Origin of the sequence: Bosea sp. Tri-49 (assembly GCF_003952665.1) — a bacterium.
Classification (GTDB): domain Bacteria; phylum Pseudomonadota; class Alphaproteobacteria; order Rhizobiales; family Beijerinckiaceae; genus Allobosea.
Window position 1 is genome coordinate 2,981,416 of the sequence record NZ_CP017946.1, and the last position, 25,110, is coordinate 3,006,525.

The 25,110-nt window shown below is 66.6% G+C and carries 26 protein-coding genes; 12 read left to right on the top strand and 14 right to left on the bottom strand.

The features are described from left to right. Nucleotides 1–13: 13 nt before the first annotated feature. Entirely contained in the window at nucleotides 14–1,396 is a 1,383-nt protein-coding gene (gene mgtE / locus BLM15_RS14655) for a magnesium transporter (RefSeq protein WP_126113453.1), read from the bottom strand. Nucleotides 1,397–1,739: 343 nt separating this feature from the next. Here mgtE and BLM15_RS14660 point away from each other — a divergent pair, with 343 nt between their 5' ends. The 9 genes from BLM15_RS14660 (at nucleotide 1,740) to BLM15_RS14700 (ending at nucleotide 10,158) form a co-directional block, all read left to right on the top strand. Next, nucleotides 1,740–2,897 (top strand): acyl-CoA dehydrogenase family protein, encoded by a 1,158-nt coding sequence (locus BLM15_RS14660; protein ID WP_126113454.1) that lies wholly within the window; start codon nucleotides 1,740–1,742, stop codon nucleotides 2,895–2,897. 68 nt (nucleotides 2,898–2,965) lie between these two features. Further along, complete coding sequence (locus BLM15_RS14665; RefSeq protein WP_126113455.1) at nucleotides 2,966–3,628, top strand: glutathione S-transferase family protein; 663 nt, start codon at nucleotides 2,966–2,968, stop codon at nucleotides 3,626–3,628. Nucleotides 3,629–3,713: 85 nt separating this feature from the next. Then, a complete protein-coding gene (locus BLM15_RS14670; RefSeq protein ID WP_236846669.1) occupies nucleotides 3,714–4,655 on the top strand; it encodes a DMT family transporter in 942 nt (313 codons plus the stop codon). A 229-nt stretch (nucleotides 4,656–4,884) separates the two neighbouring features. Then, nucleotides 4,885–5,874: a LysR family transcriptional regulator gene (locus BLM15_RS14675; RefSeq protein WP_126113456.1), complete on the top strand. Its 990-nt coding sequence runs from the start codon at nucleotides 4,885–4,887 to the stop codon at nucleotides 5,872–5,874. After that, a complete protein-coding gene (locus tag BLM15_RS14680; protein WP_126113457.1) occupies nucleotides 5,874–6,392 on the top strand; it encodes a tripartite tricarboxylate transporter TctB family protein in 519 nt (172 codons plus the stop codon). The genes BLM15_RS14675 and BLM15_RS14680 overlap by 1 nt, the downstream gene beginning before the upstream one ends. Nucleotides 6,393–6,396: 4 nt before the next feature. After that, nucleotides 6,397–7,950: a tripartite tricarboxylate transporter permease gene (locus BLM15_RS14685; protein ID WP_126113458.1), complete on the top strand. Its 1,554-nt coding sequence runs from the start codon at nucleotides 6,397–6,399 to the stop codon at nucleotides 7,948–7,950. A gap of 61 nt (nucleotides 7,951–8,011) precedes the next feature. Beyond that, complete coding sequence (locus BLM15_RS14690; RefSeq protein WP_126113459.1) at nucleotides 8,012–8,983, top strand: tripartite tricarboxylate transporter substrate-binding protein; 972 nt, start codon at nucleotides 8,012–8,014, stop codon at nucleotides 8,981–8,983. 80 nt (nucleotides 8,984–9,063) lie between these two features. Continuing rightward, nucleotides 9,064–9,609: an ureidoglycolate lyase gene (locus tag BLM15_RS14695; RefSeq protein WP_126113460.1), complete on the top strand. Its 546-nt coding sequence runs from the start codon at nucleotides 9,064–9,066 to the stop codon at nucleotides 9,607–9,609. A 102-nt stretch (nucleotides 9,610–9,711) separates the two neighbouring features. Next, the gene (locus tag BLM15_RS14700; RefSeq protein WP_126113461.1) at nucleotides 9,712–10,158 is read left to right on the top strand and encodes a DUF1236 domain-containing protein; all 447 of its coding nucleotides are present in this window, start codon (nucleotides 9,712–9,714) and stop codon (nucleotides 10,156–10,158) included. Between the two features lie 97 nt (nucleotides 10,159–10,255). Here BLM15_RS14700 and BLM15_RS14705 read toward each other — a convergent pair whose 3' ends face one another. From BLM15_RS14705 to BLM15_RS14740, 8 genes are all read right to left on the bottom strand, one after another. Beyond that, nucleotides 10,256–10,693: an RES family NAD+ phosphorylase gene (locus BLM15_RS14705; protein WP_126113462.1), complete on the bottom strand. Its 438-nt coding sequence runs from the start codon at nucleotides 10,691–10,693 to the stop codon at nucleotides 10,256–10,258. Then, nucleotides 10,693–11,121, bottom strand: coding sequence for a type II RES/Xre toxin-antitoxin system antitoxin (gene parS / locus BLM15_RS14710; RefSeq protein ID WP_126113463.1), 429 nt, complete (start codon nucleotides 11,119–11,121; stop codon nucleotides 10,693–10,695). Before parS ends, BLM15_RS14705 begins: the two co-directional genes overlap by 1 nt. Nucleotides 11,122–11,186: 65 nt before the next feature. Next, entirely contained in the window at nucleotides 11,187–11,828 is a 642-nt protein-coding gene (gene upp, locus BLM15_RS14715; RefSeq protein ID WP_126113464.1) for a uracil phosphoribosyltransferase, read from the bottom strand. A 33-nt stretch (nucleotides 11,829–11,861) separates the two neighbouring features. Beyond that, on the bottom strand, nucleotides 11,862–13,079 hold the full coding sequence (locus tag BLM15_RS14720) for a DUF1688 family protein (protein WP_126113465.1): 1,218 nt from the start codon (nucleotides 13,077–13,079) through the stop codon (nucleotides 11,862–11,864). An 8-nt stretch (nucleotides 13,080–13,087) separates the two neighbouring features. After that, entirely contained in the window at nucleotides 13,088–14,350 is a 1,263-nt protein-coding gene (locus BLM15_RS14725; RefSeq protein WP_126113466.1) for a GTP cyclohydrolase II, read from the bottom strand. Between the two features lie 279 nt (nucleotides 14,351–14,629). Next, complete coding sequence (locus BLM15_RS14730) at nucleotides 14,630–14,791, bottom strand: Thivi_2564 family membrane protein (RefSeq protein ID WP_110488098.1); 162 nt, start codon at nucleotides 14,789–14,791, stop codon at nucleotides 14,630–14,632. A gap of 320 nt (nucleotides 14,792–15,111) precedes the next feature. Beyond that, nucleotides 15,112–17,319, bottom strand: coding sequence for a glycine--tRNA ligase subunit beta (gene glyS / locus BLM15_RS14735; protein ID WP_126113467.1), 2,208 nt, complete (start codon nucleotides 17,317–17,319; stop codon nucleotides 15,112–15,114). Beyond that, nucleotides 17,319–18,236 (bottom strand): glycine--tRNA ligase subunit alpha, encoded by a 918-nt coding sequence (locus BLM15_RS14740; protein WP_126116183.1) that lies wholly within the window; start codon nucleotides 18,234–18,236, stop codon nucleotides 17,319–17,321. The genes glyS and BLM15_RS14740 overlap by 1 nt, the downstream gene beginning before the upstream one ends. A gap of 231 nt (nucleotides 18,237–18,467) precedes the next feature. Here BLM15_RS14740 and BLM15_RS14745 point away from each other — a divergent pair, with 231 nt between their 5' ends. Further along, nucleotides 18,468–18,749 (top strand): hypothetical protein, encoded by a 282-nt coding sequence (locus BLM15_RS14745; protein ID WP_126113468.1) that lies wholly within the window; start codon nucleotides 18,468–18,470, stop codon nucleotides 18,747–18,749. A 136-nt stretch (nucleotides 18,750–18,885) separates the two neighbouring features. Then, a complete protein-coding gene (locus tag BLM15_RS14750) occupies nucleotides 18,886–19,197 on the top strand; it encodes a hypothetical protein (RefSeq protein WP_126113469.1) in 312 nt (103 codons plus the stop codon). Between the two features lie 6 nt (nucleotides 19,198–19,203). Here BLM15_RS14750 and BLM15_RS14755 read toward each other — a convergent pair whose 3' ends face one another. Together BLM15_RS14755 and BLM15_RS14760 are read right to left on the bottom strand one after the other, a co-directional pair. After that, on the bottom strand, nucleotides 19,204–19,971 hold the full coding sequence (locus tag BLM15_RS14755; RefSeq protein ID WP_126113470.1) for a tRNA1(Val) (adenine(37)-N6)-methyltransferase: 768 nt from the start codon (nucleotides 19,969–19,971) through the stop codon (nucleotides 19,204–19,206). After that, complete coding sequence (locus BLM15_RS14760; protein WP_442859376.1) at nucleotides 19,961–20,269, bottom strand: putative signal transducing protein; 309 nt, start codon at nucleotides 20,267–20,269, stop codon at nucleotides 19,961–19,963. Before BLM15_RS14760 ends, BLM15_RS14755 begins: the two co-directional genes overlap by 11 nt. 102 nt (nucleotides 20,270–20,371) lie before the next feature. Between BLM15_RS14760 and BLM15_RS14765 the strand changes: the two genes are divergently transcribed. Then, a complete protein-coding gene (locus BLM15_RS14765) occupies nucleotides 20,372–21,388 on the top strand; it encodes a polyprenyl synthetase family protein (protein ID WP_236846305.1) in 1,017 nt (338 codons plus the stop codon). Nucleotides 21,389–21,394: 6 nt separating this feature from the next. Here the strand turns inward: BLM15_RS14765 and BLM15_RS14770 are convergent, their stop codons facing one another. The 3 genes from BLM15_RS14770 to BLM15_RS14780 are packed head-to-tail and all read right to left on the bottom strand — an operon-like array spanning nucleotide 21,395 to nucleotide 24,709. After that, nucleotides 21,395–22,030: a LysE family translocator gene (locus BLM15_RS14770; protein ID WP_236846306.1), complete on the bottom strand. Its 636-nt coding sequence runs from the start codon at nucleotides 22,028–22,030 to the stop codon at nucleotides 21,395–21,397. Between the two features lie 30 nt (nucleotides 22,031–22,060). Next, a complete protein-coding gene (locus BLM15_RS14775; protein ID WP_126113472.1) occupies nucleotides 22,061–22,945 on the bottom strand; it encodes a 4-(cytidine 5'-diphospho)-2-C-methyl-D-erythritol kinase in 885 nt (294 codons plus the stop codon). A gap of 3 nt (nucleotides 22,946–22,948) precedes the next feature. Next, nucleotides 22,949–24,709: a tetratricopeptide repeat protein gene (locus BLM15_RS14780; RefSeq protein WP_236846307.1), complete on the bottom strand. Its 1,761-nt coding sequence runs from the start codon at nucleotides 24,707–24,709 to the stop codon at nucleotides 22,949–22,951. Between the last annotated feature and the right edge of the window lie 401 nt (nucleotides 24,710–25,110).

Here is a 25,110-nt window from a genome sequence, read left to right on the forward strand (position 1 = left end):
GCCCGGCGGCGCGTTATAGCAGCGTGCCGCTCAGGATCAGCAGGGCGATGCTGAAATAGATTGCCAGGCCGGAGACGTCGACCAGCGTCGCGACGAAGGGAGCCGAGGCGCTGGCCGGGTCGAAGCCGAGCCGTGTCATGACGAAGGGCAGCATCGAACCAGTCAGCGAGCCGAAGGTGACGATGCCGAGCAAGGCTGCGCCGACCGTCGCCGCCACCAGCGGCCAATGCTCCCCGTAATCGTAGAAGCCGAGCTTCTGCCAGGCCACGACGCGGGCGAAGCCGATCGCTCCGAGGATGGCGCCAAGCGTCAATCCGGTCGGCAGTTCGCGCAGCGCCACGCGCCACCAGTCGCGCAGGGCGAGCTCGCGCAGCGCAAGAGCGCGGATGATGAGCGAGGTCGCCTGCGAGCCGGAGTTGCCGCCCGAGCTCATGATCAGCGGAATGAACAGAGTGAGCACGATCGCCTTCTCGAGCGCGCCCTCATAATGCTGCAGGACGGAGGCGGTCAGCATCTCGCCGACGAGCAGGATGCTGAGCCAACCGGCCCGCTTCCTGATCATCTTGAAGAAGCTGATCTGGTTGTAGGGCTCACCGAGCGCCTCCATGCCGCCGAGCTTGTGGACGTCCTCGGTGGTCTCGTCGACCATCGCGTCGATGACGTCGTCGACGGTGACGATACCGAGGACGCGTCTGCCTTCGTCGACGACGGGAACGGCGAGCAGGTTGTACTTGGCGATCAGCCGCGCCACCTCCTCGCGATCGGTCAGCGGCGAGACGCTGACCGGCTCGCGCCGGCCGGCAGCGGACCCGACGAGCGCATCGGGCGCACCCGAGATCAGGCGGCGCAGCCCCACGGCCTGCTGCAGCGTGCCCGTCACGGGATCGAGCACATAGATCGCGTAGATCGTCTCGCGCGTACGCTCGACGGTGCGGACATGCTCGAGCGTCCGCGCGACCGTCCAGTCGGCCGGTACACTGACGAATTCGGTGGTCATGATCGCGCCGGCGCTGTGCTCGGGATAGGCGAGCAACGAGGCGAGCGCAGCCTTGGTCTCGCGGTCGAGCCGCGCGACGAAGCGATGCCGCTCCGGCTCGGAGAGATCGTTGCGGAAGATGTCGGCGATCCGGTCGGACGACATGCCCTGGATGAAGGCGATGGCGCGATCGAGCGGCAGCGCCTTCAGGATAGCTCCGGGCTCCCCGAGTTCTGGCTGGTCGAGCACATCGACCGCCCTCCCCTTGGGCAGGCTGAGCAGCACCTGCGCGGCATAAGCCGGCTCGTGCTCGTTCAACGCCTCGACGATGTCGGCGACGTGAGCGCGGGCGAGCGTGACGGCGAGATCCGGCGCGGCGAGGCCGGCAATGGGCAAGGCTTCGGTGATAGCGGCGTTCATGGCTCGCTTCCTTCTGGTTTGGCCGTCGAGCGGCCAAACCAGGGCGAGCCTGCCGGTTAAGGATCAGGCGCCTGGGCGGGCCGAGGACGGCAAGGACTGTCGACTGGGACTGTCGCTTGGCATGGGGTTCACGTGTTCCTGTGGAGTCGCCGGCTCGGGTCAGAGCGCGGGCCGGCGAACGACCGGGCAGATGCGCCTCGCGGCTTTCGCCGTCAAGTCAAAAATCCATAAGGATAGCGAGTGCCCGAGAGCGCACGATCGGGCTGGCGAAGCCGCGCATTGGCTCGCCTCGCGCCAGCTTCTAAGCTGACGCCCAAGAGCCTCAACCAAGCGAGCCAGCCCCATGCAGTTTTCCCTGACCGAGGAGGAAGAGCTCATCCGCGAGAGCGCGCGCAAGCTCGCCACGGAACGGCTGGCTCCTCTGGCCGAGCGGCTCGACCGCGGTGAGGGCCGCACCGAATTCCTCGCCAATCTGAAGCTGCTCGCCGAGAACGGCTTCATGGCGCTCAACATCCAGGCCGGCTTCGGCGGCACGGAGGCAGGCACCGTCGCCTTCGCGCTGACACTCGAGGAGCTGGCAGCGGCCTGCGCCTCCACGGCGGTCACCACCTCGGTCACCAATATGGTCGGCGAGGTCATCCAGGCGGTCGGCACCTCCCGGCAGCAGGCGGACCATCTGCCGAAGCTTGCCGACGGCCGCTACCCGGCCGGCGCCTTCTGCCTGACCGAGGCCGGGGCGGGCTCCGATCCCGCGGGCATGAAGCTGCGCGCCCGGCGCGACGGCGATGCCTACGTGCTCGACGGCGAGAAGATCTTCATCACCTCGGGCGAATATGCCGGGCTCTTCGTGGTCTGGGGCGTGACCAACCCTGATGTGCCGAAGGGCAAGGGCATCTCGGTCTTCCTGGTGCCGGCCGACACGCCCGGCGTCAGCGTCGGCAAGGCCGAAAAGAAGATGGGCCAGACCGGCTCGGCGACGAACACGATCCATTTCGACGAGGCGCGCATCCCCGCCGCCAACCTGATGGGCAAGGAGAATGACGGCTTCCGCGTCGCGGTCGGCGAGCTCGCCGGCGGGCGCATCGGCGTCGCCGCCGTCTCGCTCGGCATCGCCCGTGCCGCGATGGATGCCGCCAAGTCCTATGCCCGCGAGCGCAAGCAGTTCGGCCAGGCGCTCACCGAGTTCCAGGGCCTGCAATGGCTGATCGCCGACCGTGAGCTCGACTTGCATGCGTCGCGCCTGCTGATCCTCGATGCAGCCGCGAAGAAGGATCGCGGCGAACCCTTCTCCCGGGAAGCCTCGATGGCCAAGCTCTTCGCCTCGGAGGCAGCGCATCGCTGCACCGATGCGGCGATCCAGATCCATGGCGGCGCCGGCTACTGCCGCGACTTCCCGGTCGAGCGCTATGCGCGCGACGCTCGCATCACCCGGATCTATGAGGGCACATCCGAGATCCAGCGCCTGATCATTGCGCGCGAGACCTTGCGCCAGCTTGCCTGAGCTCCGTAGAATATTTTTCTCCGCATCTGCTGGATTCGGAGCCCCTCCCGCCTGCCGGAATCCTGTCCATGTCCCTGACCATCTATGGCTGCTACCGCTCGCGCGCGACGCGCAATGTCTGGCTCGCCAACGAGCTCGGCATCACCTTCAAGCATGTGCCGGTAATCCAGGTCTATCGCGTCGCCGACCCCAACGCGCCGGACGCACCGATCCACACGCGCAGCGCGGAGTTCATGGCGGTCAATCCGAACGGCCATGTTCCGTCGATCGACGATGACGGCTTCGTCCTGCACGAGTCGCTGGCGATCAATCTCTATCTCGCCCGCAAGCATGGCGGCCCGGTCGCGCCGAAGGATGTGCAGGAAGAGGGGCTCGCGGCGATGTGGTCGCTCTGGGCCGCGACCGAATGCGAGACGCAGGCGCTGAACCTGACCTATCACCTGGCTGCCTATCCGCCAGAGAAGCGCGATCCCGCCATCGTCGCCACGGCTCTCGCCGCCCTTCCCGCTCCCTTTGCAGTGCTCGATAAGGCGCTGGCCGAGGGCGGCGGCTATGTCATGGGTGGGCGCTTCACCGTCGCCGATATCAACGTCGCCGAGGTCATCCGTTATGCCAAGCCGGCAACGCAGCTCTTCGACGCCGCGCCGAACGTCAAGGCTTGGCTCGACGCCTGCCATGCCCGGCCGGGCTTCAAGGCGATGTGGGCAGCGCGCGAGGCCGAGCCTGCATAAAGACGACTGCGGAAATCGGGTGGTCGGGCCCTGCCCGGCTGCCTACTGACGCAGGATGACCCGCCCTGCGAGGACAGCTTCCGTCATGACACAGTCACCCGCCGCTCCCTCGCTGCGCATGGGCCCGATAGAATGGCTCCTGCTCGTCGCCCTCTCGATCCTGTGGGGCGGCTCGTTCTTCTTCAACAAGCTGACCGTAGCGGAGTGGCCGCCCTTCGCGGTGGTGCAGGTGCGCGTCGGGTTGGCGGCGCTGTCGCTGCTTCTCGTAGTGCGGATCACCGGGCAGTCGATGGCGGTTGGAGGCAGCCTTTGGCTCGCCTTCTTCGGCATGGGCATCCTCAACAATCTGATCCCGTTCAGCCTGTTCCTGTGGGGCCAGCAGCAGATCGCGAGCGGCCTCGCCTCGATCCTGAACGCGACGACGCCGATCTTCGCCGTGCTGGTCATGCACTGCTTCGCCAACGAGAAGGCGACAGGACTGAAGCTCGGCGGCGTGCTGGCCGGCCTCGTCGGTGTCGGCATTCTGATGGGCCCCGACGCGATCGGCGGCCTCGGCTCCAATCTCGCCGCACAGCTTGCCTGCGTTCTCGCCGCGGTCTCATACGCCTTCTCCGGCCTGTTCGGGCGCCGCTTCCGCGGCCTATCGCCACTCGTTGCCGCCACCGGCCAGCTCAGTGCCTCGACGCTAATGATGATTCCGATCGTCTTCGTCCTGCATCCGCCCTGGACGCTGCCGGTGCCTTCGCAGCAAGCCATTCTCGCGGCGATCGGCCTGGCGCTGATCTCGACGGCGCTGGCCTATATCCTCTTCTTCCGGATCATGCGCACTGCGGGACCAAGCAATGTCATGCTGGTGACCTTCCTGATCCCGGTCAGCGCCATCCTGTTCGGCTCCGGTCTCTTGGGCGAGGAACTGCTGCCGCGCCATTTCGCCGGCATGGCAGCGATCTTCGTCGGATTGGCGCTGATCGACGGGCGTGTGGCCGGGTTGTGGCAGACCAAGCAGGCTGCCACGCCAGCGCCTTGACCGCGCCGGGCCGGGCCGACACTCACCAGCCTAAAAAGATCGAGAAACTGCAGCCTGGCCGAATGCGGCGTTCACCCTGTGGACGCCGCATTCGTGAGCGCGAGCTTTGTTGCCAAAAAATTATGAATTGCTCTAGGGTCGCAAAACTGGCGACAGGCGCTAAAGGGCATAACAGAAACGACTGGACGATATCACAAAAAGCGATACGCCAGAGGGGAGCGCAACCACCATGGACCTGCGGCAACTGCGATGTTTCATCGCGGTGGCGGAAGAGCTGCACTTCGGCAGGGCTGCCGAGCGGCTCGGCCTCGCACCACCGGCACTTTCACGCCAGATCAGCGCGCTCGAGGACGAGCTCGGCGTCAGCCTCCTGACCCGCACCACGCGGCAGGTCGCGCTCACCCGCGCCGGGCTCATCATGCTGGAAGAGGCCAAGGCCATCCTGGTCCGGATGGAACGCGCCTCCCGCTCGGTACGCGAGGCCTCGCTGGCCTCGAGCAAGGTACTGCGGGTCGGCGCGATCGACGCGGCATCGTCGAGCTTCGTGCCGGAAGCGCTGGTCACCTTCCGCTCGCGCCATCCCGGCATCGAAATCAAGTTCGTCGAGGCGATGACGGCGCCGCTGGTGCAGATGCTGGAGGCGGGCAAGCTCGACCTCGCTTTGCTGCGGCCACCACGCAAGCCGACCGATTGTGCCTTCGAGATCCTGCGCGTCGAGCGGCCGATCGTGGTGCTGAGCGAGAGCCACCCACTCGCAGCCCGCGAATACCTGACCATGCAGGATCTGGTCGGCGAGCCCTTCGTCGTGCCGTCGAAGCGTATCCGCCCCTTCGCCTATGACCTCGTCATGGCTTATTTCGAGAGCGTCGGCGCAGTGCCGAACGTCACCATCGAGGCGACCGAGAAGCCGGCGATGATGTCGGCGGTCGCGGCCGGGCTCGGCATGGCTCTGGCGCCGGACTGGGTTTCGCGGCTGAGCTTTCCGGGCGTCACCATGCGGCGCCTGCGCGGCGCGCTGCTCGATCCACCGCCGCCCGGCGCGCTCGTCGGTGTCGCCTGGCGGCCACATCAGAAACTCGCTGCCCGCGACGACTTCCTCGCCATCCTGCGCGAGAGCGTGACCCTCATCGACGACGGCAATGTGCTGCCGTTCAGCGTAACCGGGCGTGGCAGGAAATCCGCCATGCGCACCGCAACCACCCGAGCCGGAGGACATTGATGAGTCTGAACAAGATCGAGGCTGCGCAGGGCTGGCGCATCCGCTCGACACAGGACCTGGCCGCCGGCCTGTTCATGATCGCACTGGCGGCGTTGGCGCTGTTCCTGTCCAGCGACCTTCCGACCGGGACGCTGCGCCAGATCGGCCCGGGCATGCTGCCGAAGAGCTTCGCGGTGATCTGCGCTGGGCTCGGCGCGCTGCTCGCCTTCAACTCGCTGCGCTACAATGGCGAGAAGCTGTCCGGCTGGTCCTGGCGCGGCGTCATCTTCGTGCTCGGCGCGGCCGTGGTCTTCGGCCTGACGATCCGTGGCTTCGAACTCGGCCCGCTCAAGGTGCCGCAGCTCGGCATGCTCGTCTCCGGCCCGCTCGTGGTGCTGATCTCCGGCTTCGCGGCCGAGGATGTGAAGCTCAAGGAACTCGTGATCTTCGCCGCCGTGATGACGACCTTCTGCGCGCTGCTGTTCAAATACGCGCTGGGTCTGCCGATCCCGCTGGCGCCCTGGCTGCTGGGGATCTGAGACCATGAATGAGATGTTTGCCAATCTGGGCCTCGGCTTCTCGACCGTCTGGAAGATCGTGTGGTGGTCGCCTGCCTTCCTGCAGGGCGCCTTCACCGTACCCGTACCGATCAACATCGCGCTCTGCTTCGTCGGCTGCCTGGTCGGTACGCTGATCGGCGTGTTGCCCGGCGTCGGCCCGATCGCCACCATCGCCATGCTGCTGCCGATCACCTTCGGGCTCGATCCGGTCGGCGCGCTGATCATGCTCGCCGGCATCTATTACGGCGCCCAATATGGCGGCTCGACCACGGCGATCCTGGTCAATATCCCCGGCGAGGCGACCTCGGTCGTGACCACGCTCGATGGCCACCAGATGGCCAAGCAGGGCCGTGCCGGCGTCGCCCTAGGCACGGCGGCGCTCGCCTCCTTCTTCGCCGGCACGATCGCGACCGTGGTCATCGCGGCGCTCGGCGCACCGCTGACCAAGCTCGCCTTGCTGTTCGGCCCGGCCGAATATTTCTCGCTGATGGTGATGGGCCTGTGCTTCGCCGTCGTGCTGGCGCGCGGCTCGATCCTCAAGGCCTTCTGCATGATCATGCTGGGCCTGCTGCTCTCGACCGTCGGCACCGATCTCGAGACCGGCCAGGAGCGCATGACCTTCGGCTTCCCGCCGCTCTCCGACGGCATCGACTTCGCCGTGCTGGCGATGGGCGTGTTCGGCTTCGCCGAGGTGCTGCGCAATCTGGAGAACCCGGAGACGCGCGACGTCGTGCGCACCAAGATCGGCCGGCTGCTGCCGAATTGGGAGGACATCAAGCAGTCGATCGCGCCGGTGGTGCGCGGCACCAGTGTCGGCGCCATTCTCGGCATCCTGCCGGGCAACGGCGCAGTACTCGGCCCGTTCGCCAGCTATACGATCGAGAAGAAGATCGCCAAGGACCCGTCCCGCTTCGGCAAGGGCGCGATCGAGGGCGTCGCCGGACCTGAGGCCGCCAACAACGCCGGCGCCCAGACCGCCTTCATCCCGCTGCTCACCCTCGGCATTCCGCCGAACGCCGTGATGGCGCTGATGGTCGGCGCGATGACCATCCACGGCATCATCCCCGGCCCGCAGGTCATGACCAAGAACCCCGACCTGTTCTGGGGCATGATCGCCTCGATGTGGATCGGCAACCTGATGCTGCTGGTCATCAACCTGCCGCTGGTCGGCGTCTGGGTGAAACTGCTGCAGGTGCCCTACCGCCTGATGTTCCCGGCGATCCTGATCTTCTGCTCGATCGGCATCTATTCGGTGAACAACCAGCCAGTCGACGTCGCCTTCACCGCCATGTTCGGCCTGTTCGGCTATATCCTGATCAAGCTCGGCTTCGAGCCCGCCCCGATGCTGCTCGGCTTCGTGCTCGGCAAGCTGATGGAGGAGAAGCTGCGTCAGGCGCTGATCATCTCGCGCGGCTCGTTCATGACCTTCATCGAGCGGCCAATCTCGGCCGGGCTGCTGCTGGTCGCCGTCGCGATCCTCGTCATCGCGCTGCTGCCGTCGATGTCGAAGAAGCGCGAAGAGGTCTTCACCGAATGACGGGGTTGTCACTCAACCCCGTTCCACCATCTTCAAGATATCGCGTCAGGGAGGATTACCCATGAAGAAGCTCGCCCTCAGCCTAGCTGCAGCGCTCGCCTTGGCGCTGCCGGCGCAGGCCCAGTCCAAGTATCCGGAGCGGCCGATCACCATGATCGTGCCCTTCGCCGCCGGCGGCCCGACGGACATCATTGCCCGCATCGTCAGCGAGAACATGTCGAAGACGCTCGGCCAGCAGATCGTGGTCGAGAACGTCGCCGGCGCCGGCGGCACCACCGGCATCACCCGCGCGCTGACGGCGACGCCGGACGGCTACACCATTGCGATGGGGCATCTGGGCACCTTCTCGGCGGCGCCCGCCACCTATCCTGGCCTGAAATACGACCCGATCAACGGCATGCAAACGATCGGCCTCGCCGGCGGCACGCCGATCCTGATCGTCGCAAAGAAGAACTTCGAGCCAAAGGACCTGAAGGAGTTCGTCACCTATGTGAAGACGAACACCGACAAGGTGAACGAAGCCCATGCCGGCGTCGGCTCGGTGTCGTGGACGACCTGCACCCTGCTCAAGGGCCAGCTCGGCGTGCCGAAGCTGAACTCCGTCGCCTATCGCGGCACCGGCCCGGCGCTGAACGATCTTGTCTCCGGCCAGATCGACTTCATGTGCGACCAGATCGTCAGCGTTTCCGAGCAGGTCAAAGCCGGCACGATCAAGGCCTACGCCATCGCCTCGACGCAGCGCTCGCCGGCGCTGCCCGACGTTCCGACGACCAAGGAAGCCGGACTGCCCGAGTATCAGATCGAGGCCTGGAACGGCATCGCCGCACCGAAGGGCATGCCGAAGGAAGCCGTCGACAAGCTCGTCGACGCGCTCGGCAAGGCGCTCAACGACGAGAACGTCAAGAAGCGCCTGCTCGACCTCGGCACCGTGCTGCCGACCGCCGAGGAACGCACCCCCGCCGGCTTCGCCGCTCTGATCAAGCGCGATGCCGACAAGCTCTCGCCAGTGCTCGCCGCCGCGCCGAAGCAGTAAGCGCCTCGGATCATTTACCTACCGAACGGCGGGCTTCATGCCCGCCGTTTTCTTTTAGCGGCGGCGTACTACGATGCGACATGCGCCGCATCGTCCTGCCCGTCTCCCCACTCACCGCCGAAGCCTTCGCTCCTTATGGCCACGTCCTGACCCCCGCGGGAGGCCGCGACACAGGCCGCGAGGGCTACGACATCTGGATCCAGCCCTTCGCCGCCGAGAGCCGGCCGCGACTGCAGATCGTGCGCTATCACGCGCGGCCCTTCGTCGTTGCCCTGGTCGAGCGGCACCTCCACGTCACCGAGGCGCGCCAACCGCTCGGCGACCCTCCAGCCATCATCGTGGTCGCAGAGCCGTCCGAGACGCCGCCGGCGCCGGAGGCGCTGCGGGCGTTCCGGCTCGATGGCGAGGGCGTGCTATTCCATCGCGGTACCTGGCACGCCATCGACGCCTACCCCGAGAGCGGAAGCCATGCTGATTTCCTCTTCCTCTCCGAGGAAACGACGGTCAGCGAATTGTTCGACAATCCAGGGCGCGCGCCAGAACGGACCCAGGTTTTCGATTTCCCGGCTGCTGGAATCGAAGTCGTGATCGACACTAACTCACCGGAAAATCAAAAGAATCGATAGATCCGGTTACGATCGTACACAGCTCGTGACTCTCGAAGCGGAACCCTACTGGCCCTTTTTCCGTTTCCTCCTCTGAGGTTTCCCCTCTGTAAGGAGAACGACATGTTCAAGAAACTTGCTCTGGTTACGGCCCTCGCCATCGTTCCGGCTGCGGCCTTCGCTCAGAATCCTGAAGGCGCCCAGGGCGGCGCGGCCAGCGGCATCGTCGGTGGCGCGACTGCGGGTGCCGTCGGCGGCGCGGTCGTCGGTGGCCCGGTCGGTGCGGTCGTCGGCGGTGTCGGTGGCGCGGTGGTCGGCGGCGTGACCGGCGGGATCATCGGCGACAACACCCCGCGCTTCCGCACCTATGTCGTCGAGCAGCGCGTTCCGTCCTACACCTATGCCGAGCCTGTAGTCGTCGGCACCGTGCTACCGCAGCAGGGTGTAGTCTATCGCGAAGTGCCGGCCGAATATGGCGAGCGCGCCAGCGGCTATCGCTACACCGTGGTGAACAACCGCGCCGTGCTGGTCGAACCGCAGAGCCGCCGTGTCGTCCAGATCATCGAATGACGCCAGGTCGATCCGCTTGCCGCTCGCACCATCAAGGCCTGAGTGACGATCCGGATCACAAGGCCCGCCCCGGCAACGGGGCGGGCTTTTTTGCGTGTCATGATGTCAGCGGCAACCAAAGCCGCCGGTCGAAGTCGAAGGGTTGCGTCGTGAGGACCTTGATCCCGGCCGCGTCCGGATGGCGCGGGTTCACCAGGACGTTGAAGCTCCGCGGTGCGATGAAGGATGGCACCTTCAGGAGCGCGGTCGCACCCGCAGCCAGCCAGGCATCCCCCAGCGCCTGCGGCTCCAGCGCCGCTGGGTCGCCTTCGCTTATCGACGCAGATCCGGTCTCGATCTCGATCAGGACATAGTCGTCCGGGATCAGCTCCGGCGTGAGGTCGAGATGGACCCGCACTTCCAGGATGGCGAGGGCGGGATTCTCGGCGGCGTAGACGACCGGCCGTCCGGGCGAGTTCCAGCGGCCACCATAAAGCCGCGCGCCTTCGCCGGTCAGATCAGCGAAGGCGGCGCGGGCAACGCGCCAGAGCCGCATCAGGCGGCGATGCCGTGCGCGATCCTGCCGAGCAACGCCTCGACCTGCGCCGCACCTTCGCCGGTGTCGAGCAGCGCCAGCGGCTTCTCGCCATCGAGCGCACTGGTCGGGCGGCGCAGCCAGCGGCCGGCCTTGTCCTGCGAGCCGAAGGTGACCTCGGCTTCGGCGATGACGCGCGCGGCGCGCATCAGCCGGTCGGACTGCTCGGTCGTCAGCGTGCCGATCTTGCGGCGGTGGCTCAGTGTCTTGCGCGGCAACACGAGCTCGTCGATCTCGGCCAGAGTCATCCGGCCGCTTTCGATGACATGCTCGATCGTCCGCACCGGAAAGCCGCGGCGGACGGCGGCGATGAGATCGCGGCTGCTGGCGGCGGGGCCGCCCAGCGCCGCCTGGCCACCGACGACATCCAATGCAGTCAGGGCAACCATGGCGGTACTCCTTGGCGATATGCCCATAAGATAGGGGCATATCGCCGGAGCTTCAAGCGCGTAGCTTAGCGCGTGCCGAACATGCGGTCGCCGGCGTCGCCGAGGCCGGGCACGATGTAGCCGTGGTCGTTGAGGCGCTCATCGATCGCCGCCGTCCAGATACGGACGTCCGGATGGGAATCGCGCATGCGGGCGATGCCCTCTGGCGCGGCCAGCAGGCAGACAAAGCGCAGATCCTTGGCACCACGTTCCTTCAGCCGGTCGACCGCCGCGACTGCCGAGTTCGCCGTCGCCAGCATCGGGTCCATCACCACGATCATGCGGTCGGCGATATCGGACGGCGCCTTGAAATAATACTCGACCGCCTGCAGCGTCTGCGGGTCGCGATAGAGGCCGATATGGGCGACGCGGGCGGCGGGCACGAGCTCGAGCATGCCGTCGAGAAAGCCGACACCGGCGCGCAGGATCGGCGCGAACACCAGCTTCTTGCCCGAGATGATCGGCTGCATCGACTTCTGCAGCGGCGTCTCGATCTCGATCAGCTCGGTCGGCAGGTCGCGCGTGACCTCGTAGCAGAGCAGCATGCCGATCTCATTCAGCAGCTGGCGGAAGCTCTTGGTCGAGCGGTCCTTCTCGCGCATCAGCGTCAGCTTGTGCTGCACCAGCGGGTGGTCGACGACAGTGACGCCGTTCGCGCTCGTGGTCATGCAGTCCTGATCCCCTTCGTCTTTTGTCTGTGCTTAGAATACCGTGCCGTCGCTGACGATGGTCAAGGGCGGACCGCCATCCTCGCGCTTCTCGCGGGCGATGCGGCGGCCGGCAGCCCAGGTGCCGCCCTCCAGCACCTTGGCGAGCGGCAACTGCTCGGCGCTCATGCCGAGCTGCCCACGCACCAACTCACCGATCTTGTCGAGTAGCGCAACCGTCAGCGCTCGCCATTCGACCACGAGCTGCGAGCCGACTTCGTGGCTACGCTGGGCATCGGCCGGGTCCTTCAGTTCGAGCACGCCGAGATCGAGCAGGAGCCCGCCATTGCGGTACTCCGGCAGGCCGGTCAGATCGTCGATGCCGACGACCTGGATGCCGGCCCATTGCAGCGGCTCGATCAGCGAGTAGCTCAGCCATTGCGAGAGCTTGTGGAATGGCACGATGCCCTTGGTCACCTCGCCCGGGGCGATCAGCGGGTGCTTCCAGCTGTCGCCGAGCGCGATGCCGGCATAGCTCAGGCGCGACGGCCAGATGCCGCCGAGCGCCTCCAGAACCTGCGAGAGGATATAGGCGGCACGGATCGAGCGGCCCTCGGCCGCCTCGACCAGCCGGTCGAACAGATCGCCCGGCCGGGTCAGCCCATGCTTCTCCAGCTCCTCGCCGAGGCGGTTGAGCAGCGCAGCGCGCCCCCCCAGCCCGACCAGCGGATTGCCTTCCGAGACCTGGAAGCCAGCAGCCAGCGCCGCAGCGTCGAGATGCCTGAGCGCCTCGCTGTCGACGCGCAGCGGCTCAGCCGGATCGCTGGAAAAGGCACCGGCGGCGAACATGTCGAGCGAAGCCAGTGCCAGCCCTTCCGAACGGCCGATGCTCTGGCCGGTCACCGCATCGCGGTAGCGCCAATCGGCACCGGCGCCGGCATCGAGCAGGACGCTGACCACCGCGAGGTCATAGGCGGCGCGTCCCCTGGCTCGCGCGTCAGCGAACTGGGCGCCAGCATCCAGCACCTTCCAGCGGTCCATGCCGGCGATGATTAAATGGCGCCAGCGAGCGTGGAAGGGGATGTCGAGCGATGGGTAGTTCTGGCGGATCGTTTCCAGGACATAGGTGGCGCACGCAGTGAGCCGCTCGGGATGGACGCTGAAATGCGCCAGCCTGCCGGCAAGGCCGAGCTGCAGCATCTCCTGCGCGCGCTCGCGGACGGCGGCCGGCTTGAGCAGCCGGCGGACGGCGTCGGGATTGGAGTCAGGCATAAGCAGGGTCAGAACTTTTCGAGGTCGCGGCCGACAGTGGCCTTGAGTGCGTTGTCGCCGGGCGCGCCGTCGGGCGAATAATAACCGGCCGCCTTCTTCGCCTCGATCTCGACCGAGGCATCCGGCGGGACGAGCTCGGGCGGGATGGCGACGCGCTCGCCGATCTCGATGCCGCTCTCGACCATGGCGTCGTATTTCATGTTCGACATCGACATCAACCGGTCGATCTTCTTCACCCCGAGCCAATGCAGCACATCCGGCATCAATTGCTGGAAGCGGGCATCCTGCACGCCGGCGACGCATTCGGTGCGCTCGAAGTAGGTCGCGGCGGAATCGCCGCCCTCCTGGCGCTTGCGGGCGTTGTAGACGAGGAACTTGGTGACCTCGCCGAGCGCCCTGCCCTCCTTGCGGTTGTAGACGATCAGGCCGACACCCCCGGCCTGCGCTTCCTTCACCGCCTCCTCGATGCCATGCACCAGATAGGGCCGGCAGGTGCAGATGTCGGAGCCGAAGACGTCGGAACCGTTGCACTCATCATGGACGCGGCAGGCGAGCGTCTTCCTGGGATCGCAAATCGCCGAGACCTCGCCGATGACATAGGCGGTGATCGAGCCGATCGGCGGCAGGAAGACCTTGAGATCGGGCCGCGTCACCAGCTCGGGATACATGCCCCCGGTCTGCTCGAACAGCGTGCGGCGCAATTCGTTCTCGGTGGTGGCGAAGCGCTCGGCGATCCCCGGCAGGTGCCAGACCGGATCGACCGCGATCTTGGTGACGCTGATGTCGCCGGAGCCGTGCAGGATGGCGCCGTCAGCCGCCAGCCGGTGACCGGCCATGGCAGCGAGGATCTCGGGCAGGTTCAGCCGCGCCTTGGTCACCGCGATGGTCGGGCGGATGTCGATGCCCTCGCCGATCAGCTTGCCGAAATCCTGGGCGACGCGATGGCCGAACGGATCGAGCGAGACGATTCGGCCGGGCTCGAACCATTGCGGCTGCGGCAGGATGTCGGAGGTCGGGTGGGTGTTGGTCAAGTCCGGACGCTGCGCTGGGTTCATGGCGCGGGCGGAAATCGCGAGCGCGCGATAGACCGAATAGGAGCCGCCATGGGCGCCAATGCAGTTGCGATCACCCGGCGCCGTGGTCGAGGCGATGACCGGGCCGCGTTCCTCCGGCGTGCCGGCACCCCACTGGATCGGGAAGCGGGTCGAGGCGTTGCCGGGCTCGGGATGCGAGGTCAGGCGAATATGGGTGGTGCGGTTCTGCGAATTCATCGCGGTGATCGCTCGATCTGTCGGGCATGGCCTGGTCGCAAGATCGATTCCACTTTTTGCGGACCATGCTCGAACGGGAAAGGGCCCCGGGACGGGTCGCGTCCGGGGCCCTCTGGACCAATGAGATTCTGGATCAGCGCGTGATTTTCGTCAATTGCCGGTTGAAAGCGTCACCACCGCCATGGCCGGGCCTTGTCCCGACCATCCAGGTGCTCGCCATGAAGGCGATGTTCGCATGGACGCTCGCCACGGGGCGAGCATGACGGCTGCCCCTTTGGCTTAGAAGACCGCGAGATAACGCAGCAGCGAAATGATACCGATAATGATGACGATGATCTGGACGATGTTCTTCATGTTGCCGTCGATCGGCAGCATCCGCACGAGATAAAGCACCAGCGCGATCACTAGGATCGTGATCAACAGCGAAATCAGAAGGCTCATGGCTCAAATCCTCTTATCGCGGCCGAAAGCCGGCCCCCCGAGGCGCTAGCTGCGACGCATTCGCAGGCAGCGACCTCAGGCAAGAGAACGTCGAGCCATGGGAAAAAGTTCCGAAAGGCTAGCTGGCTGAGGTCTTCAGCCTCCGGCGAGAACCAGAGACGCGCGGGATCCCCTCTCCTGAAAGGAGAGGGGTAGGGGTGAGGTGTTCGGGAGCGGAATCGGTAGCCTGAACCAACGCGCGGTGAGTGCAGCACCCCGCTGGTCCAGCGGCCTACACCTCACCCTGCCCTCTCCTTCCAGGAGAGGGTTCTCCGCGCCCTTTAGCCCGCAATCCGCGAGAAATCCGCCACCGCGCGGGTCGCCTCGCGCAGCTGGTTCAAGAGCTTGAGGCGATTGGCACGCAGGGCCGGATCAGGGTCATTGACCGTGACCTTGTCGAAGAAGGCGTCGACCGCCGGCCTGAGCTCGGCGAGCGCCGTCATCGCGCCCTCATAGTCCTCGGCAGCGACCGCCGCTTCCGCCTTCGGCGTCGCCTGTGCCAGCGCGACCGCGAGCGCCTTCTCCTCGATCAGCCCGGCATCGGCGATGAGCTGGAGATCGGCCTTGCCGGCGAAGGCGCCCTCGCCGTCCTTCTTCTCCTCGGCTTTCAGGATGTTGGCGGCGCGCTTGTAGCCGGCCAGCAGGCTCTTGCCGTCTTCCGTTTCGAGGAAGCGGCCGAGCGAGTTGAGGCGTTGGACGATGAGAACTAGATCACGGCTATTGCCCATTCCGGGCAGCATCTCATCGCGCCTAACACCCATTTCCAAGACAGCATCGACTAGGTCGAAGCGCGCGCCCTGGTCGCGCAACTGGACCTTTAGGCGTTCGCCAATGAACTGAACGAGTTCAAAAGCGGAATTCATTGCATCGTGGCCGGGGAAGCGATCACCGTGTCGCGTTAGCAACGGGATCAGCTCAACCCTAGTGGAGTTCTCCAGGATGAGCCGGATCACCCCCAGCGCCGCGCGGCGCAGGGCGTAAGGGTCCTTGCTCCCGGTCGGCTTCTCGTCAATCGCCCAGAAGCCGACCAGCGTGTCGAGCTTGTCGGCAAGCGCGACGGCAACCGAAACCGGATCGGTCGGCACGCGGTCGGAGGGGCCGAGCGGCTTGTAGTGTTCCTCGATCGCCGCGGCGACAGAGGGGTTCTCGCCCTGCAGCTCGGCGTATTTGCGCCCCATCAGCCCCTGAAGTTCAGGGAACTCACCGACCATCTCGGTCGGCAGATCGGCTTTGGCGAGTTTCGCCGCGCGCTCGGCCAGCGCCGGATCGGCGCCGACGATCGGCGCCAGCTCTTTCGCCAGCGCCGCGATGCGCTGGACGCGCTCGCCTTGCGTGCCAAGCTTGGCGTGGAAGACGACGCCGAGCCTGTCGAGCTTGGCCATGCGCTGGTCGAGCGGCTTGGCGAGGTCAAGCCCCAGCTTGTCAGCACTCTCCTTCAGCGTATCGAGATCGGGCAGCGGGCCGCGATCGGTCTGCCAGAAATAGGCGGCGTCGGAGAGGCGGGCCCGCACGACGCGGCCATTGCCGGCGGTGATCGCCAGGCCGCCATCGCTCGCCATCAGGTTCGAGACCGGGATGAAGCGATTGGCGAGCTCGCCGCTGTTCGGATCGCGCAGCACGAAGCATTTTTGGTTGGCGCGGATGGTGGCGCGGATCGCCTCGCCGGGAATCTCGAGGAAGCGTTCCTCGAAATCGCCGAGCAGCACGACCGGCCATTCGACGAGACCGGCGACCTCCTCCAGCAGACCCTCATCCTCGACCAGTTCCAGCCCCGCGGCAAAGGCGAGGTTCTTGGCGTCGGTCGCGATGATCTCCTTGCGGCGATCGGCGTCGAGCACGACCTTGGCCCGCTCCAGGCTGGCGACATAGTCGTCGAAGCGCTTGACCGTGATCGGCCCCGGCGCATGGAAGCGGTGGCCATAGGTGATGTTGGAGGATTTGATGCCGTCGACGTCGAAGGCGACGACCTCCGGATCCTCGGTCTCGGCGCCGAAGGTGCAGAGGATCGAGTGCAGGGGACGCACCCAGCGCAGCGAGCCGCTCTCAGCCGAGGCCTTGCCCCAGCGCATCGATTTCGGCCAGGGGAAGGCGCGGATCACCGCCGGCACGATCTCGGCGATCGCCGCGACCGTCTCCTGCCCCGGCTTCTCGATCACGGCGATGTAGCTATCGCCCTTCTTCGGATCGCTGACGATCGTCGCCTGGTCGAGCGAAGTGAGCCCCGCAGCCTTGAGGAAGCCCTGCACGGCAGCGTCCGGCGCGCCGACGCGCGGCCCTTTCCGCTCCTCGCGGACATCGCGGCCACGCACGGGCAGGCCGGCGATGGTGAGCGCGAGCCGACGCGGCGTCGCGAAGGCCTTGGCGCCTTCATAGGTGAGCCCGCGCTCGACCAGCGCATCGGTGACGAGCTTCTTCAGGTCCTCGGCCGCCTTGCGCTGCATGCGCGCCGGGATTTCCTCGGAGAAGAGTTCGAGCAGGAGATCAGGCATCAGTTCGCTCCCCCGCCGGCGGTCTTCAGCCAGGCTGCACCGCAGGCCTTGGCGAGATCGCGCACCCGCAGGATGTAGCTCTGGCGCTCGGTGACCGAGATCACCCCGCGCGCGTCGAGCAGGTTGAAGACATGGCTCGCCTTGATGCACTGGTCATAGGCCGGCAGAGCGAGCTTGTGGCTGGGATCGTTGCTGCCGCTGTCCGCCTCGCCGGCGGCGAGCAGCGCCTTGCACTCGGCTTCCGCGTCGCTGAAGTGCCGGAACAGCACCTCGGTATTGGCGTGCTCGAAATTATGCCGCGAGAACTCCTGCTCAGCCTGCAGGAAGACGTCGCCATAGCTGATGCGGTCCTCGCCTTCGAGGCCGTTGAAGTTGAGATCGTAGACGTTCTCGACGCCCTGGACATACATGGCCAGCCGTTCAAGCCCATAGGTCAGCTCACCCGCAACCGGCGCGCATTCGACGCCAGCAACCTGCTGGAAATAGGTGAACTGGCTGACTTCCATGCCGTCGCACCAGCACTCCCAGCCGAGGCCCCAGGCGCCGAGCGTCGGGCTTTCCCAGTCATCCTCGACGAAGCGGACATCGTGCAAAGCGAGATCGACGCCGATCGCCTTGAGCGAGTCGAGATAGAGCTGCTGCAAATCCGGCGGCGACGGCTTCAGGATCACCTGGAACTGGTAGTAGTGCTGCAGCCGGTTCGGGTTCTCGCCATAGCGGCCGTCCTTGGGCCGGCGCGAAGGCTGGACATAGGCCGCCTTCCAGGGCTTCGGGCCGAGCGCACGCAGCGTCGTCGCCGGGTGGAAGGTGCCGGCGCCGACCTCCATGTCGTAGGGCTGGAGGATGACGCAGCCGCGCTCGGCCCAGAAGCGCTGCAAGGTCAGCAGCAGTCCCTGGAATGAGCGGGTCGGGTTCATGGGATCGGAGGACGCGGCCAAGGGCATCAGCCTTTTAAACTGTCGAAAAACATGCGGCGTGATTAGGGGCTGGCGGCGCTCATGGTCAAGCTCGGCGGGATGAACGCTGCCTGAACCCCGGCACAAGGATCGCGTTCAGGAACGGTAGCTCATGATCCGCAGCATCGAACGGTCCGCGGTTCTCGGGGCGAGTGCTTGAGTCGGGTCGATGCGATAAGTAGGAGAGTTACTATGCTGTCGAACCGTATCGCTGCCGCCCTGTTCGGTGCTGGCGCGCTCCTCTTCACCGGCCTTTCCGTCGCCCCTGTCAATGCAGCGCCATTCGCGGCCGGCGCTCCCGCCGCTTCGACCGGCGCCGGGCTGGTCGAGCAGGCCCAGTATTACGGCCGGCCCTATTACGGCCCGCGCCGCTACTATGGCCGCCCGGTCTACCGGCCGCGCTGCTATATCGTCGACCGGCGCGTCTGGAATGGCTGGCGCTGGGTGATCCGTCCGGTTCGCGTCTGCCGCTGACGGGGCGCCAGGGCGGATGAAGAGCGGCTGAACGGCCCGGCCACGCGCCGTTCAGCCTCGATGCTGCAAGCTCGCTGCAACGATGACACCCGATGACCCCGGCACAGCCGGGAGGGCATTCGCGAAGGAGGTAACCATGCTTCGCAAACTCGTTCTTGGACTTTCAGCCGCCGCCTCGCTCGGCGTGGCGGCGCTCGGCATCGGAGCAGTCACGGCAACTCCGGCTGAGGCACAGTGGGGCGGTGGCGGCTATTATGGCCGGCCCGGTTGGGGCGGTGGCGGTTACTATGGCCGCCCTCACTACGGCTATGGGCGCCCTGCTTATGGCTATGGCCGTCCCGCTTACGGCTACGGCGGCGGGTACTACGGCCCGCGCTGCTTTAGCCGGCCGGTCCGCTACTGGGATGGCTGGGGCTGGGTGGTGCGCGAGCGCCGCATCTGCCGCTGAGCCAATCTAGGCGAGCACGGCCTCGCCGCGATGGAGTGCCTCGCTGAAGGCGGTGAAGCGCCCATCGGCCCCGTTGAGAACAAGAGCCGGCAGCAACGCTGCCGGCTTTCTGCTACCGAGTCTGCCCGAGACGATCACCCGGATCGCCGGCCGCTCGGCCTGGCCGTGGACTGCGCGAATCTCGATCGCACCGAAGCCCGTCTCCAGGCCCGCGAGAATCGTCCCCAGCGCTTCGGCGCGGTGGATGATGCTGACGCCACCGCCCGGCTTCAGCACATGGCGAGCCGCCTTCAGCCAGTCGGCGAGCGATTGGCCAGCGACATGGGCGACACGCCGGTTGGCGACCGGCGATTCGCGCACCTCACCCGATTCGAAGAAGGGCGGGTTCATCGCGACCCAGGCGACGGAGTCCGCCGTCAGGCCGTCCCGGGCGAGGTCCGCGTTCCGCTCACCGATTACCCCGACCATGGTGCGCACCCGGCCGCCGAGATCGTTGAGCGCGACATTGCGGACTGCGAGCGCGGCGAGCTCCGGATCGCGCTCGACCAGGGCGACATTGAGCGCAGGCTGCCGCAAGGCGACTGCAAGCCCGACCGTGCCGACGCCGGCGCCGAAATCGGCGAGCCGTCCTTCGCCGAGCTCGGGAATCGCAGCGGCAAGCAGCACCGCATCCGAGCCGGCACGATGACCCTTCAACGGCTGCAGCAAGCGAAGGCGGCCTCCCAGCAGCCGATCCTCGGCGATCTCGCGGAGACCGGGCGCCTCAGCGTTCATGGCGCAACTCGTCGCCATAGCCCGCCTCGATCAACAAAGCGCGAGCGCGCTTGCTGTCCTGTTCGCGCACCAGGAGGCGCCGCGGAAAGGCGCCGATCATGCCTTCGAGCGCGCTGATGTGCTGATCGGCGATCAGGCAATCGAGATTGGCCGAGGCCAGGAGCGCCTCGATGGCCCCGAGCAGGACGATATCGTTCGAGCGGACGAGTTCATGCATGCCGCCATGGAGCCCTTCGCGTCGCCCCGGCGCAACAGGAAAGATCGCATCTACCGGCGCAGCACCGCGATGCAGCGTCAATCTGCTGCGCCGCGACAGGATTGCCGGGGCTGGCCACGCATGCGACCTTTGTGGCAAGGGCGAGGGCGCGCGAATGCGCGAGAACAAGGCCGGAGTTTGCGCGTGGGCGTCGTCGTAGCTTTCGAAGACAAGGACACCGGCCAGAGCGGGATCGCGCCGCTGGTCGGGCTGACGCGCGCCGACATGGAGCGCGTCAATGCGATGATCCTGTCGCGCACCGGTTCCGAGGTCACGATGATCCCGGAGGTGGCGAACCACCTGATCTCCTCGGGCGGCAAGCGCTTGCGGCCGATGCTGACGCTCGCGACGGCGGCGCTCTGCGGCTACCAGGGCGATGGCCATGTCAAGCTCGCGGCCTCGGTCGAGTTCATGCATACGGCGACGCTGCTGCACGACGATGTCGTCGACCAGAGCGACATGCGCCGCGGCAAGCTCGCCGCCCGCATGCTCTGGGGCAATGAGGCCAGCGTGCTGGTCGGCGATTTCCTGCTCGGCCAGGCCTTCAGGATGATGGTCGAGGTCGGTTCGCTGCGCGCGCTCGACATCCTCTCGACCGCCGCTGCGGTGATCGCCGAGGGCGAGGTGATGCAGCTCGCCGCCGCCAAGAACACCGAGACCACCGAGGACGAATATCTCGCCGTGATCCGCGGCAAGACGGCCGAACTCTTCGCCGCCGCCTGCGAGGTCGGGCCGGTGATCGCCGCCTCGTCGAAGGGCGAGGCCGCCGCGTGCCGCAGCTACGGGCTCAATCTCGGCATCGCCTTCCAGCTCATCGACGACGCGCTCGACTATGGCGGCTCCTCGGGCCAGCTCGGCAAGAATGTCGGCGACGACTTCCGCGAGGGCAAGATCACCCTGCCCGTCGTACTTTCCTTCCGCCGCGGCAGTGAGAGCGATCGCGCCTTCTGGCGTCGCACCCTGCAGGAAGGCGAGGTCCGCGATGGCGATCTTGAAGAGGCGCAGGCGCTGATGCGGAAGCACGCCGCGCTGGCCGACACGATCGAGCGCGCCCGGCACTACGCCAAGATGGCGAAGGACGCGCTCGGCCTGTTCCCGTCATCGCCGATGAAGCAAGCGCTCAACGAGGCCGTCGACTTCTGCGTGGCACGGGCGCACTGAGCAGCTTCAGCGCTGCTCGGCGGCGATCCTGAGGCCCAGCGCCAGCAGGAGCCCACCAGTCAGCGCTTCGATGACGCGCCGAACTTGAGAGCGCCGCAGCACGTCGCCGGCCTTGGCGACGACGAGCGCATAGGCCGAGAGCCAGAGCAGGGTCATCGCGGCGAAGACGAGGCCGAGCAGGAACAGCATGGTGAAGCTGCTGCCGCCAGCCGCGAATTGCGGCAGGAGGCTGGCGAAGAAGACCGCGATCTTCGGATTGCCGAGATTGCTGATCAGCCCCTGCCGGTAGGCGATGGCGGGCGCAAGCCGCCGCGGCGAGATCGCGGCAGCAGCCGGCGACGCTGGCCCCTGCCGGCGAAAAGCGTCGCGCAGCGCCATGACGCCGAGATAGATCAGATAGGCGGCGCCAGCATATTGGATCGCGCGAAAGACCGGCTCGCTCGCCACCAGCAAGGCGACGAGACCGAGACTGGTCGCCAACGCCCAGATCGATAGGCCGGTCGCGACGCCGAGCGCAGTGAGCACACCGCCGGTACGGCCGCCGAACAAGGTGTTGCGGATGGTCAGAGCCGTGTCCGGCCCCGGCGTGCAGATCACCAGCGCCGCGACACCGACATAGGCGAGGAAAGAGGCCAGCGTCATGATGCGCCCTCCGGCGTTGAGCCCTGACGCCTATCTCAGCACAGTCGGCTTCACCCACCAATCCGGCTGGCCATGCGCCAGAAGCTTGCCAGCCTCGGCGCTGGCGCGGCAATCGTCGAACAGAGCGAAGCAGGTTCCTCCCGAACCCGACATGCGCACCAGCCGGCAATTGGGAAGTGCCGACAGCGCTGACAGCACCTCGCCGATAGCCGGAGCGACTATGCGGGCCGGCGCTTCGAGATCATTGCCGGAGACGGCCAGTGCAGCGATCAAAGCGGCCGACGTTGCCGGTGAAGGCTCTTGCGTGCTGAACGCCAGGCTGCCGCCCGCATGCTCCTGCCCCGGAGGGAGGCCAAGCGCACGGAATACCGCCACCGTCTCGACTGCGACGCCGGGGTTGACCAGCAGCGCGAACAGCCGCGGCAGGCGCAGCGGCGGGCCGAGCTGATCGCCGATGCCGCGCATGATGCGGGCGCGCGCCTCCAGGCAAACCGGGACATCGGCGCCGATCCGGCCGGCAGCGGCGAGCAGCGCCGGATGCGACAGTGGCAGATCGTTGAGCCGCGCCAGCAGGCGCAGGGCCGCGGCCGCATCGGCCGAGCCACCGCCGATGCCCGAGGCGACCGGCAGGCGCTTGACAAGATGGAAGCGGCCGGAGCGCAGGCCGGCGATCTCCTCGCGGAGCGCGCGCTCAGCCTTCAGGACGAGGTTGTCCGACCCGGTCGAGAGGCCCGCGGCGAAGGGACCTGAGATCTGTACCCCGGCAGGCTCGCTCGGCGACAGGCTCAGTTCGTCGCCGACGCCGGCGAAGGCGACGAGGCTGTCGAGCTCATGATAACCGTCGGCGCGCCGGCTGAGGACGCGCAGGGAGAGGTTGATCTTGGCCGGGGCGCGGGTCGCCAGTCTGGCGGGCAAGGATCAGCCGCCATCCTTCTTCGGCTCGGCCGCATTGGCCGAGGGTCCCGGATCCTCGAGACCCTTCTCGATCTTGCGCTGGATCCGGGTGAGATCCTCGGGTTCCGGTCCGAGGTCGCGGGCATAGTTCCACTGGAAGCGCGCCTCGAGATAGCGCCCGGTCTTCCAGTAGACGTCGCCGAGATGGTCGTTGATCACCGGATCCGAGGGGCGCAGCTCCATCGCCTTCTCGAGTTCCGTCACCGCCTCGTCATAGCGGCCGAGGCGGTAATGCGCCCAGCCGAGCGAGTCGATGATGTAGCCGTCGCGCGGCCTGAGCTCGACAGCGCGGCGCAGCATGCCGAGCGCCTCCTCGAGCTTGAGGTTCTGGTCGACCAGCGAATAGCCGAGATAGTTGAGCACGAGCGCACGCTCGCGGCTCAGCGCCTCCGGCATCAGCTCCAGCGCCTTGCGCAGATCGGCCTCGGCCTGGGGCCATTTCTTGGTGCGCTCATAGGCGATGCCGCGCGAATAGAGCAGATCCCAATTTGAGCGGCCGGGCGTGCCGAGCTTGGCGACCGCCTTGTCATAGGTCGCGGCCGCCTCCTCGAAGCGCTTGCGCGAGCGGTAGATGTTGCCGAGCGCGGAGATGGCGTCGACGTCTTCCGGCCGCGCCGTGATGATCCCCTCGAGATGCTTGACCGCTTCCTCGGTCTTGCCGAGCTGCTCGAGGCCAAGCCCGATCTGGATGTCGGCGACCGGCCGCAGCGGCGAATTCTCCGGCATGCGCCGGTAGACCTGGACCGCATCCTCGGTCTGCTTGGCGCGCTCGAGGATATCGGCCAGCGTCAGCACGGCGAGGTCGTGGCCGGGGTCGAGATAAGCTGCAAAGCGCAGATAGAGCAGCGCGGTCGCCTCGTCGCCCTGCAGAATACCGGCGCTGGCGAGGCCGTAGAGCACCTCGGCCGCGCCTTGCTGGGTGTTGCCGACGATACGCTGCAGCGGCTCCTTGCTGCTGATCTTGGCGATGGCGTCGCGCACCACCGGATGGTTCGGGCGCACACGCTGCTCGAAATCGTTCAGCGTCGCCAAGGCCGCGTCGCTGTCGCCGGCGCGCGCCTGCTGGCGGGCCCAGAGATCGACGAGGCGCAGATTGGTCTTCTCGGCGTCATAGGCCGCCTTGAGTCGGCGATTCGCGTCGTTGCGGCGGCCGGCGATGTCGAGGATCAGCCCGGCATGGAAGTCGCGGAAGCGGTCGAAGGTCGCTTCGCCCTTGAGGCGGTCGAGCGTCTCAAGCGCGCGATTTGTCTCGCCGGAGCCGGAATAGGCCCAGGCGGCAAGCAGAGTCGCGGTGATGTCGGCGGAGCGGCCGCGGCCACCGCGCTGCAACTGGGTGCGGGCCGCGGCATAGTTCTTCTGCTTCAGCGCGCGGACGCCGAGCGCCAGCTGGGCGAGACCGTTGGTGGCATCGCGCTGGATCAGCTTCTCGGCGGCGCGGAAGGTCTCGTTCATCGCGCCGTCGGCGAGGAAGGCGACGAAGCCGCGCTCGAGCAATTCACTGTTCTGCGGATCGTTCTTGATCGCCTCGCGCAGATAGATCGAGGCTGCGCCGAGATCGCGGGCAGAGCCAGCGACAACGGCCGCCAGATAATTGCCTTCGAGACTCTCGGCAGGCTCGAACTTGTCGACTGGGCGCGCCTGCGCGAGCGCCGGCATGGCGACGTGCAGCCCAGCGATAAACGCAAGCATAAGAGCGGCGCTACGGCCGTCGATCTGAAACGTCACGTCCACCATTCTCCCTCGGTCCGCCCCGGCTGCCGGGAACTGGTCCGTAGACGGGACCGTGACCTGAACGATTAGGCCGCCAACATGGCCGTTTCCGGGCTGCGCGACAAGTCCAGCATCGCGGTTGCAGCATCGCTGTCACGCTCACGTGAAAAGCGCGATCCGCCGCTATAGCGGCGTCGACAGCATAGATTTCCGTAAGGCAAATCGGCATAGGATTGCGTCGTCGCGGATATTCGCGACGATTCGTTTAGGACACTTCAAATGAAGAAGGTCTCGCTCGCGCTCGCTGCTGTCCTGACGCTTGCCGGCATTGCCGGCGGCTGCGCCACCAAGGAGCCGGAGAAGCCCGCTCCCGTCGTCCGCAAGGGCTGATTCACCGCCTCTTCCGGCGTCAACAA

Coding starts and splice junctions, on each gene's coding strand:
- mgtE (WP_126113453.1), bottom strand. CDS start 1,396: ATGAACGCCGCTATCACCGAAGCCTTGCCCATTGCCGGCCTCGCCGCG.
- BLM15_RS14660 (WP_126113454.1), top strand. CDS start 1,740: ATGCAGTTTTCCCTGACCGAGGAGGAAGAGCTCATCCGCGAGAGCGCG.
- BLM15_RS14665 (WP_126113455.1), top strand. CDS start 2,966: ATGTCCCTGACCATCTATGGCTGCTACCGCTCGCGCGCGACGCGCAAT.
- BLM15_RS14670 (WP_236846669.1), top strand. CDS start 3,714: ATGACACAGTCACCCGCCGCTCCCTCGCTGCGCATGGGCCCGATAGAA.
- BLM15_RS14675 (WP_126113456.1), top strand. CDS start 4,885: ATGGACCTGCGGCAACTGCGATGTTTCATCGCGGTGGCGGAAGAGCTG.
- BLM15_RS14680 (WP_126113457.1), top strand. CDS start 5,874: ATGAGTCTGAACAAGATCGAGGCTGCGCAGGGCTGGCGCATCCGCTCG.
- BLM15_RS14685 (WP_126113458.1), top strand. CDS start 6,397: ATGAATGAGATGTTTGCCAATCTGGGCCTCGGCTTCTCGACCGTCTGG.
- BLM15_RS14690 (WP_126113459.1), top strand. CDS start 8,012: ATGAAGAAGCTCGCCCTCAGCCTAGCTGCAGCGCTCGCCTTGGCGCTG.
- BLM15_RS14695 (WP_126113460.1), top strand. CDS start 9,064: ATGCGCCGCATCGTCCTGCCCGTCTCCCCACTCACCGCCGAAGCCTTC.
- BLM15_RS14700 (WP_126113461.1), top strand. CDS start 9,712: ATGTTCAAGAAACTTGCTCTGGTTACGGCCCTCGCCATCGTTCCGGCT.
- BLM15_RS14705 (WP_126113462.1), bottom strand. CDS start 10,693: ATGCGGCTCTGGCGCGTTGCCCGCGCCGCCTTCGCTGATCTGACCGGC.
- parS (WP_126113463.1), bottom strand. CDS start 11,121: ATGGTTGCCCTGACTGCATTGGATGTCGTCGGTGGCCAGGCGGCGCTG.
- upp (WP_126113464.1), bottom strand. CDS start 11,828: ATGACCACGAGCGCGAACGGCGTCACTGTCGTCGACCACCCGCTGGTG.
- BLM15_RS14720 (WP_126113465.1), bottom strand. CDS start 13,079: ATGCCTGACTCCAATCCCGACGCCGTCCGCCGGCTGCTCAAGCCGGCC.
- BLM15_RS14725 (WP_126113466.1), bottom strand. CDS start 14,350: ATGAATTCGCAGAACCGCACCACCCATATTCGCCTGACCTCGCATCCC.
- BLM15_RS14730 (WP_110488098.1), bottom strand. CDS start 14,791: ATGAGCCTTCTGATTTCGCTGTTGATCACGATCCTAGTGATCGCGCTG.
- glyS (WP_126113467.1), bottom strand. CDS start 17,319: ATGCCTGATCTCCTGCTCGAACTCTTCTCCGAGGAAATCCCGGCGCGC.
- BLM15_RS14740 (WP_126116183.1), bottom strand. CDS start 18,236: ATGAACCCGACCCGCTCATTCCAGGGACTGCTGCTGACCTTGCAGCGC.
- BLM15_RS14745 (WP_126113468.1), top strand. CDS start 18,468: ATGCTGTCGAACCGTATCGCTGCCGCCCTGTTCGGTGCTGGCGCGCTC.
- BLM15_RS14750 (WP_126113469.1), top strand. CDS start 18,886: ATGCTTCGCAAACTCGTTCTTGGACTTTCAGCCGCCGCCTCGCTCGGC.
- BLM15_RS14755 (WP_126113470.1), bottom strand. CDS start 19,971: ATGAACGCTGAGGCGCCCGGTCTCCGCGAGATCGCCGAGGATCGGCTG.
- BLM15_RS14770 (WP_236846306.1), bottom strand. CDS start 22,030: ATGACGCTGGCCTCTTTCCTCGCCTATGTCGGTGTCGCGGCGCTGGTG.